We start from the raw sequence: 9,432 nt of genomic DNA on the forward strand, positions 1-9,432 counted from the left end.
TAGCCATAGCGGGGGCTGGCTCCTCGCGGGCGCCGATTCGATTCAAGTACGTGAGGAAGCTATAGGTAATGCCACGTACTTGTCGCATGACCGTGCTCACGATCGGAGCGTCAGGATCGCGTCGATAACATGGGCGCCATGCTGGATTGATTGGCTGAGCTACAAGCGATGGCTGCCCAGCAGAGCTAAATCGGCTACCGGCAGGGCTCAGACTGATCCAGTTGGGATCTGGTTGAGAAATGAAGCACAGGAATTCCGTGAAGGCCGCGCCATCCCATGCAGTCATCGGGCGCCTGTCAACAAGAAAGCTCCAGTTAAGGGCCATCTGGAGGACGGCGGAATAATCCCGGTATCGACCAGCCCAAGGCGTACGTTTGATTTGCATCGATTCCAGGATGAAGTCTGCGGCGTGACGGCACATAGCAACAGGTAGGCAGGACTGATCAACCTGAGATAGGCGCTCCAAAACGTGAACGTTCGCCGGAAAATCTAGGCCGTCGTTAACGCAGCGTACAAATGCCGACATGGTGGGAAATATCGGAAACGGGGTCAGCGTCCGGGTCATGAGCACCCAAGGGGTTGGCTGGTCAAACTCAGTTTAGCCAATAATTCAAAAGCCCAAGTGCTGGCTGATGATTCACGTCAGAGGCCAATTGTCGGCAGAAAGGACTTTGCCGATGGGAGGCGCTCGGTGGGTTGTGCAGAGGAGTATGCTGACTTGTCAGCAGGTTTTGAGACCTGAGATTTTTCGCCTTGAGCGTCCAGTTTCTAAAAACGATGGTGACAGGTGATGGATCAAGCTCGAATGGATAAGGCTTTGATTTTTCGTTGGGCGGGGCGTCCAGGTTTAGGGAATTTTCGTCCAGAAATAGCGAAACGCTGACACATGAGCGTCCCTAGCACAATATATGATTTAACATAATATACATTATACGAACCTAGATACTTATCCTTGAGGGCCGATGGAGGCTGGATTTCAGCCTTCATCATTTTCTTCACCAGCCTGCCAGGCCTTCCGGCACCCGATATTGAACACCATCGTATTCCAGCGTGAACGTCACCGTCTTCGGCGTACCTTCTACTTCCTCGCAGTCGTCATCCGGCTTGGAAATGCTTTTCCGGTCGATCGACTTCTCGGTGACTCGCAAACTGGCGAATCCTTGCTTGCCAGGATTGCCAACGGCCAGTGTGCGTTGTGTGTCGTTGAATTCGCCGGCACATCGGGTGTCCCATTCGCCATAACTCTTGTCGACCACCAGGTTGCTCATGACCCGGCGTAGCTGCGACCCATCCTGCACGTAGAGATTCAGAATCTCCCGGCCATATGGATTGGGTCGGGACGAACCCTCATGGGTGATGCGTACGCCAAATGCACGTAGCTTTGGCGTGAGCTGATAGCGCGCCGTGTCCAGTTGCAGGCTCGAGAAACGGATCGCGTCGGAGCTGATGGCGGCCTCCTGATAAAAGTGCGCGATGATCTTTCCCGTTTCGCCGTCAGCCACCAGGACATCAAGGCCATACTCGCCGTCGCCGTTTTCATCGAGATCGGACGCAAACGGCAACGCCGCCAGCACCTGGGTGGCGTTACCGGGATTGATTTTGCACACCGCATGATTGCTGTCGAACGTCAGTGTCGGGTGCAGGTCCTGGGCCCAGGTTTGCAGATGCTCCGTACAATCCCCCCAGGCAATCACAGGCAAAAACAACAGCGGCAATACAGCAAGCGTACGCATGGCGCGGCCTCATTCCTTCGAAAGTGCGCCATGATAGGCCAGCCCGCTGCAAACTCCACAAGGTCAACCCTCATGCCCTACCACCCCTCTGCCCACCAGATCATCGACCTCTACGAGCGCCATGCCCAAACCTGGGACCGCCTGCGTGGCAACCACTTTGTCGACCGCAAGTGGATCGAGCGTTTTCGCTCGCTACTGGCACCAAGGTCGAGCGTTCTCGATCTCGGCTGCGGCTCCGGTCAGCCCGTGGCGAGCTATCTGATCGAGGCTGGCCATGAAGTGACCGGTGTGGATTCATCGAGTCGGATGATTGCGCTTTGCAGTGAACGCTTTCCTGATCATCAGTGGCTCAACGCCGATATGCGCAGCCTGGAATTGAACCAGCAGTTCGCCGGCATCCTGGCCTGGAACAGCTTTTTCCATCTGACGCCCGAGGATCAGCGGCGGATGTTTCCGGTGTTCCAGCGGCATGCCGCACCTGGCGCCTTGTTGATGTTCACCAGCGGTCCATCCCATGGCGAGGCGATCGGTCAATTCGAGGGAGATACCCTGTACCACGCCAGTCTGGATCGGCAGGAATACTACGAGATGCTCGCAAGGCATGGGTTCGAAACTCTTGACCATGTAGTCGAAGACCCTGAAAGCGGCGGTCTGACGATTTGGCTGGCCCGTGCCCTGTCGCAGCTAAATAAACAAAACACATAACTACACTAAATGACTATTTAGTGTAGTTATAAATATCTGCGTCAGGAGCGGCACCACCACCCTGCTCTTTTCCGCTCACTGCGCCGTTTCGTCATACCGCAACAACCGCCCCGCATTACCCAGCACCAGCAAGGTACTCAGGTTGTGCAGCAACGCCGCGATCATCGCCCCCGCCGCTCCGAGCAAGCCGAACGCCGCCGCCACCACGATCGCCAGGGTCCAGCCAAGGCCGATCACTACGTTCCACTGCAAGGTACGCCGGCACTCCCGGCTCAGCCGCACGCAGGTCGCCAGGCGCCGCAGGTCGCTGTGGATCAGCACGATATCGGCTGCGGCCAGGGCGATATCCGCGCCGCCTGCGCCCATCGCCACCCCCACTGCCCCGGCCTTCAGGGCCAGGGAGTCATTGATGCCGTCACCGACCACCATTGGCCGGAAGCCCGCCTGCAATTCCTGATGCACATGCCGCAGCTTGTCCTCCGGCAAGGCCTGGGCGACCACGTTGGTGATGCCGGTCTGCTCCGCTACCGTCTCGGCCACGCCAAGACGATCGCCAGTCAGCAGCAGTTGCCGATGCAGGCCCAGTTCACGCAGTTGCGCCAGTGCCTGTGCGGCTTCCTGGCGAATGTTGTCGGCCAGTAGCAGCCAGGCAATAAAACGTCCGTCCAGGGCCAGGCCGGCAATCGGGCCGTCATGCTCGGGAATCGGTGCAGTGGCGATGCCCAGTTGGGCGAACAGTTCTGGCCGTCCCAATGCGGCCTGTCCCTGCTCGGTACTGGCTATCACGCCGAAGCCCTGACGCTCATGCAGATCGTTCAGCGCCATCAACTGGTCGTGAGGCACCAGGCGCGCCAGGGCACGGCTGACCGGATGGCTGCTGGCCGCGCCGAGAGCGGCCGCCAGTCGGGTGACCTCGACCGCCGACAGTTGCGTCGTGCCCGCCCGTATCTCATGCAGATGCAGCGCGCCATGGGTCAGGGTGCCGGTCTTGTCGATCACCAGCGACGACAGGTCGGCCAGTTCTTCGAGAAATGCCGAACCGCGGATCAGGATGCCGTGCCGCGCCGCCACGGCAATCCCGGCGATGGCCGTGGCCGGGGCCGACAGCACCAGGGCGCAGGGACAGGCCGCTACCAGTACCGCGAGCATGGCCTGGGCGTCGCTGGTGATGAACCAGGTGGCAGCGGCGATCAGCAGCACCAGCAGCAGGTAGCGTCCGGCATAGCGTTCCAGCAGCCGGGTGATCGGCGGTTTGGCTTGCTCGGCGCGCTGCATCAGGGCGATGACCTTGCCCAGGGTCGAATCGTCGCCAACCCGGCTGATGCGTACGCGCAGCAAACCATCGAGGTTGATCGCGCCGCCATGGATATCCACTCCCGGCCCGACTTCCTGGGGCAGCGACTCGCCGGTGATCGGCGCGGTATCGAGGCTGGCCTGGCCCTCCTCCACCTGCCCGTCGGCCGGCACCCGATCGCCGGCGCGCACTTCCACCAGGTCACCGGGCACCAGGCTGGCGTTGTCGACCTCGCGCACCTGGCCGTCGGCCGCGATCAGCCGCGCCTGGCTGCGGGTCAGCCGGCCCAGCGCTTCGATGGCTTCCTGGGAACCCAGCACGCTGCGCTCTTCGAGCACATGGCCGAGGATCATGATGATCGGCAACAGCGCCGCGGTTGCCAGGTCGCCGGTGGCCCAGGCACCGAGCATGGCCAGAGCGATCAATTGGTCGGTGATACCGTGCAGGCTCGGGTGCAGCAGGCTGTGCCAGGCCGAACGCAGCACCGGCACCGCCACCAGCAGCGAAGCCACGCCAAGCAGCACCTGGGCCACGCTGTCCTGACCCGGTGCCAGCCAGCGCCACAACAGCCCGAGGCCGAGCAGGCCCAGGGCGATCATTGCCAGGCTCAATTGCCGCGCGGCCTGGCGGCGCTCCTCGGCGGACAGCAGGCCGCTGCCCAGGTGCAGATGGCCGTGGTGATGATGGTCGTGACCGTGATGGTGATGGGCGCTCATGCCGGGAGATGTCCGCAAGAAAAAGTCATGGATAGCCTCGTGTTTGCGGCTTGGGACCTTCGAGGATCAAGCGACCGCTGTCGCGCGGATCCACCGTGGTCACCGAGCCGGCCCGGGACAGGATCGCCGGTACCCGCTCGCGGTACAGGCGCAGCATCAGGCCCGGGTCGTCCTGCTGGCCGAGCCCGGCGATGGTCGCGGTGTCGGTCTCGGCCCGGGACAGCCGCTCGCGGGCTTCGGCCTCGGCCACCTGCACAAGGCGATCGGCGTTCTGTGTCGCCTGCTGCAACTGGCGGGCGGCATCGGTGCGCGCGCCGGCCACTTCCTGTTCAGCCAACTGGCTGGCGGTCAGCACCGAGTTGAAGGCATTGACCGCCGGCTGCGGCAGCGCCGATTGCACATCGACCCGCACCACTTCGATGCCCAGGTCGCTGCCCGCCGCCCTCATCGCGGCCAGGCTGCGGTTGATGCCTTGTTGCAGGTCGCCGCGCAGGCGCTCGCGGCGTTCGGCCAACTGGCTGTCGGCGCCGACCAGCTCGGGGCGGGCGACCAGGATGGTGTCCATGTCCCGGGACGCGCAGATCTGCACGGCATTGCGCTCCACCAGGCGATCCAGCGCCGCCTCGACATGGCTGCCCTGGCGGGTGAAGGCATACGGCTCGTTGACCTGGTAAAACACCCGCACATCCAGTTGCACGATGCCCGCATCGCCGGTCAGCAGATAGCCGGAGCCCGCAGTAGCGTCCCCGGCCAGCCTGGCATCGTGATCGGCCTTGATCGCGGCCTCCGAACGCAGCAGCAGTTCGACCCGACGCTCGCTCACCCGCCCGGCCGAGGGCAACATCAGCACCTGTTCGAACGGACGTGGCCAGGCCAGCAGCAAACCCGCGTTCTGGATGCGTTGCTCGGCCCCGAAACGCAGTACCACCGCACGGTTTTGCGGGCCGACTTCACGGACATTGCCGAACAGCCAGCCCAGCGCCGCCAGCAAGGTGACCGCGTACAGCGCGATAAAACCGATGCGCCCGGCCTGCAGCCAGGGCGCAGCCGCGCCCTCCCCGCGCTGGCTCATGGCCGCGCCCCCGCTGCCGCCGGGCCGTCCACCAGCACCCGGAACGGCGCGGCATCGCTGCGCAGGACCAGGCGCATCCCGGGATTGACCAGGTTGTCGAGGGTGTCCAGCGAGCGCAGCAGGTTGTACAGCGCCGGCGCACCGGCATAGGCCTTGCCGTAGATCCGGGCCGCCTCGACCTGGGACTCGGCCTGGATCTGCGCGGCCTTGACCCGGGCATCCGCCTCGACGATGCGGGCGTCGCGCTCGGCGGCGGAACGGATCTCGGCGGCCTTGCGCTTGCCTTCGGCGGTGCGCTCGGTGGCGATGGTTTCGCGCTCGGCACGCATGCGGTCGACCGTGGCCTCAAGGGTGACCTTGGGCAGGGTCAGGCGCTCGATGCCGACCTGGACCACCTTGACCCCATAGGTGTCACGCAACTGCCGGGTAATCTGCTCGGCCAGGCGCTGCTCGAAGGCCTCGATGCGCACCTTGCTGGCATCGACATTGACCAGATCGGCCAGCTCGAAGCCGCTGGCGCTGGTTTCCAGGGCCGAGCCCACCAGGGTACGGATCTGCCGCGCAGCCTCGTCGGGCTGGTTCTGCACCGCGCGCATGAAGCGCTGGATGCTGTCCGGAGTCGCCTCCACCTGCCAGGCGATATAGGCCTGGACGATGATGCGCAGGCCATCCTTGGTGCCAACATCCTGCAGGCCGCTGGAGGTGGTGCGCAGACGCAGGTCCACTGGCACCGTGGCCTCGAACGGCAACGGCCAGCGCCAGGCCAGGCCGGGCTCCAGCAGCACCCGCGCCGGATTGCCGAAGCGGGTCACCACCGTGGCTTCGCCGGTCCGTACCTGGACCAGGCAGGCCGTTGCCAGCATGGCCAGGGCCAGCAACCCGGCCAGCAGCAGGCGGCGCCAGACCGGCCCTGTCGCGGGCTGGCCGTGGGAGTGTTCATGGGCGTGATCGTGGCCACAGTCATGGGTGTGGGAGTGATCGGCGTGATCGTGACTCAATGGGCACGCTCCTGGTCAGGTCGGAACGCGGGTTTGCCCGCGGTCGGGTCCAAGGGGATTGAATAGCTGCGCAGGTCGAGGGTCGGCGCCTCGGCGGCACTCAGGCGATGGTCGATGACCAGGCTGCTGGCCTGGCCCAGTCCCTTGACCAGGTGGTCCAGGTACTGTTCGAGGACGAAGGCCTGCCCGGCCTGCTGCCAGGCGCTGCGCTCGGCGCTGAACCGCAGTTCGGCGATACGCGCGGTAGTTTCGGTTTCATGGGCGCTGGCGGTGGCCTGGTGATCGAGCCGGGTGGCGTTCATCCGCGCCTGGCTGTCCTGCACGGCGGCCTGGCCGCGATCACGGGCAATCAACGCTTCGGCGGTGATCTGCGCCGCCTGCACACCGTGATAGGCATTGGCCGCACCCGCCGGTGGATGGATGGCCTCCACCGACGTGACGAGGATCTCCACGCCGCTGTCCAGGCGATCCAGGTCGGCCTGCACCGCCGCGCCGATATCCCTGCCGATCGCTTGGCGCCGGGCGCCGAGCACGTCGTCGAGGCTGCGGCTGGCGAAGTCGCGCAGCAGCACGCGGTTGGCGATATTGCGCAACAGCACGGCGACTTCGGTGCTGTGATAGGTAGCCGCCAGGGCCGCCTGGTCGCTCAGGCCGATGCGATAGATGAAGCGCACGTCCATATTGACGATCTGGAAGTTCTGCCGGCCGCCGTCGCCGCCGGCGATGACCTGGGCGTTCTCGCTGATATGACTGGCGTCCCACAGCCTGTTCGCGGCACTCGGTGCCGGGCCCTCCGCGTCGACCAGAGGATCGGCCAGGGCCGCGTCGCCGCTGGTGGCCAGCTCATGGACCTGGCCGTTGTCGACCGCGAGAAGCTTGCCGAACGGCCAGGGCCAACCGACATGCAGCCCGGGCTGGTAGACCTCGACCGGCTTGCCGAAGCGCTCGTAGATGGCGCGCTGGTCCATTGCCACTTCGCTCACCCCGGTCAGCAGCCAGCCCACCAGGGCGATCAGGCCCAGTACCGGCAAGGCGGCACGGCGCATGAAATCGAAGGCCCAGACCTGACGCAGATCGATACCGAAGCGCTGATGCAGTTCGTGGCGCAGGAAGGCCAGTGGTCGCGGTGGCCATTGCAGCAGGCCGCAGACCAGGCTGCGGGCCAGCAGCTGCGGCTCTTGGCCGGGACGCCGGGGGCTGAACACCGAAAGCACGGCGCGCAGCAGCAGCTCCACCGCCAGCACCGCCGGCAACAGACCGGTCAGTACCGCCAGGCGTGCCGGCCACAACCGCTCGCCATCGGCGAACACCAGGCAAGCGATGGACAGTATCTGCACTGCCACCAGCAGCCGAAGCTGCGTCGCCAGGCTCGCGGCTTCCGGCCATACCGCCGGGTTTTCGTTGACCAGGTGGCGCTCCACCACCAGCAGGCCGAACGCCGACAGGGCCAGCAGTCCGGCCGCCAGCCAGTGCATCTGCCCCGCCGCTGCGGGGGCGGGAAGATCGAGCCGCCAGGCGCTGACGACAATCAGCAATGCCACCAGGGCCAGGCCCGCCAGCCACAAGGCGTCGCTGCCCAGGCGCAGCAACTGGCGCTGACCGGCACGTCCCAGGCGCACCAGGGCACGTTCAAGGGCGCTCAATGGCGGGTCGTCGGGGTTGGGGGTAAGCGACCACAAGGCCAACCGCTGCGCCGTTTGGCCGATGGCCTCGGCACGCCATCGGGCCACGGCCCAGGCTGCCCGTGCCGTCGCCGCCAACAGCAGCAGCGCCGCCGCATTCATGCCCAGCTGCACCACCCAAAGGCTGCCAGGATTGAACACGCCAATGAACAATCCGCCCAGCCACAACAGCAACGCAGCCAGGGCCAGGGACTGGACCAGCCGGGCCAGACGCCGGGTATGCAGGGAGGCTTGTTGAAAACGCGGTGTTTCGTGGAAATCCGGATCCGTGCTGCCTGGATTGACGCTCATAGAAATGCGGGAACTCCGGAAGGCGTTGTTGGCAGGGCTGAAGCCCCTGCGCGAATTTGGTTATGTTATAGCGAAGCTCGTGAAAAAGTCCTGTGAATGTAACTAAAAATTGCAGTATTCATCCAACCTGCCCTCCGCGCCCGGTCATTCGTCGTCACGGGCAAATCTAAATTTAATTTAAATTGAATTTAGATTTAGCCTGCGCCAGCATCAGCCATTCCTTCCACTTCCAGGATGTGCTGCATGGCCACTTCCCGCGAACCCCGCAAGGACGGCGAAGCCACCCGCTGCCGCATACTCGACGCCGCTGGCGAGCTGTTCGCCGAGCTCGGTCACGGCGAGACCAGCAACAAGGCCGTCGCCGCCAGGGCCGGAGTTGACCTCGCCTCGATCAACTACCACTTCGGCAGCCGCAACGGCCTGTACCTCGCGGTGCTCGACGAGGCGCGCCGACGCTTTCTCGATATCAGCGACCTGCAACGCATTTCCCTCAGCCAGCAGCCAGCACCGGACAAACTGCGCGAACTGATCGCGCTGGTGGTACGCAAGGCCGGGCATGGCCCGGAAAGCTGGCACCTGCGGGTACTGGCCGCAGAAATCTTCACCCCCAGCCCGCAAGCCCAGGCGCACCTGCGGGAAAAGGCACCGTTGCGCCTGTCGCTGCTCAAGGCACTGTTCAGCGAGATCAGCGCCATTCCTGTGGAGTCCCCTGCCCTCACCCGCTGCATCCTTTGCGTCACCGCGCCCTGGGCGATGTTGCTGATCGGCCCTCGCGGCGGCTCCGGAGTGCTGCGGGAAATCCTCGAAATGCCCGGCGAGGCGGTGATCGATCAGCTCTACCGCTTCGCCCTGGCCGGACTGCAAGAGGCAGGCCGGCAATACGCCATGGAACACGGCAACTGAGCCTGATGGCTGTTTTGGGGGGGGGGGGGGGGGGGGGG

At 64.5% G+C, this 9,432-nt stretch carries 7 protein-coding genes; 2 read left to right on the forward strand and 5 right to left on the reverse strand.

Going from position 1 to position 9,432, the window contains the following annotated elements; translation table 11 throughout:
• Nucleotides 1-995 precede the first annotated feature (995 nt).
• Nucleotides 996-1,733 (reverse strand): PA3715 family protein, encoded by a 738-nt coding sequence (locus ACODSK_RS21330; RefSeq protein WP_489018940.1) that lies wholly within the window; start codon nt 1,731-1,733, stop codon nt 996-998.
• Between the two features lie 72 nt (nt 1,734-1,805).
• Between ACODSK_RS21330 and ACODSK_RS21335 the strand changes: the two genes are divergently transcribed.
• A complete protein-coding gene (locus tag ACODSK_RS21335; protein WP_489018942.1) occupies nt 1,806-2,438 on the forward strand; it encodes a class I SAM-dependent DNA methyltransferase in 633 nt (210 codons plus the stop codon).
• A gap of 75 nt (nt 2,439-2,513) precedes the next feature.
• Here ACODSK_RS21335 and ACODSK_RS21340 read toward each other — a convergent pair whose 3' ends face one another.
• The 4 genes from ACODSK_RS21340 to hflK (ACODSK_RS21355) are packed head-to-tail and all read right to left on the reverse strand — an operon-like array spanning nt 2,514 to nt 8,491.
• Complete coding sequence (locus ACODSK_RS21340; RefSeq protein ID WP_489018943.1) at nt 2,514-4,448, reverse strand: heavy metal translocating P-type ATPase; 1,935 nt, start codon at nt 4,446-4,448, stop codon at nt 2,514-2,516.
• A 25-nt stretch (nt 4,449-4,473) separates the two neighbouring features.
• Entirely contained in the window at nt 4,474-5,520 is a 1,047-nt protein-coding gene (gene hflK / locus ACODSK_RS21345; protein ID WP_489018945.1) for a protease modulator HflK, read from the reverse strand.
• Nucleotides 5,517-6,518, reverse strand: coding sequence for a protease modulator HflC (hflC, locus tag ACODSK_RS21350; RefSeq protein WP_489018946.1), 1,002 nt, complete (start codon nt 6,516-6,518; stop codon nt 5,517-5,519). Before hflC ends, hflK (ACODSK_RS21345) begins: the two co-directional genes overlap by 4 nt.
• Complete coding sequence (gene hflK, locus ACODSK_RS21355) at nt 6,515-8,491, reverse strand: protease modulator HflK (RefSeq protein WP_489018948.1); 1,977 nt, start codon at nt 8,489-8,491, stop codon at nt 6,515-6,517. Before hflK (ACODSK_RS21355) ends, hflC begins: the two co-directional genes overlap by 4 nt.
• A 243-nt stretch (nt 8,492-8,734) precedes the next feature.
• Here hflK (ACODSK_RS21355) and ACODSK_RS21360 point away from each other — a divergent pair, with 243 nt between their 5' ends.
• Entirely contained in the window at nt 8,735-9,394 is a 660-nt protein-coding gene (locus tag ACODSK_RS21360) for a TetR/AcrR family transcriptional regulator (RefSeq protein ID WP_489018950.1), read from the forward strand.
• Nucleotides 9,395-9,432: the final 38 nt, after the last annotated feature.

It is taken from the genome of Pseudomonas sp. FG98 (assembly GCF_057808595.1).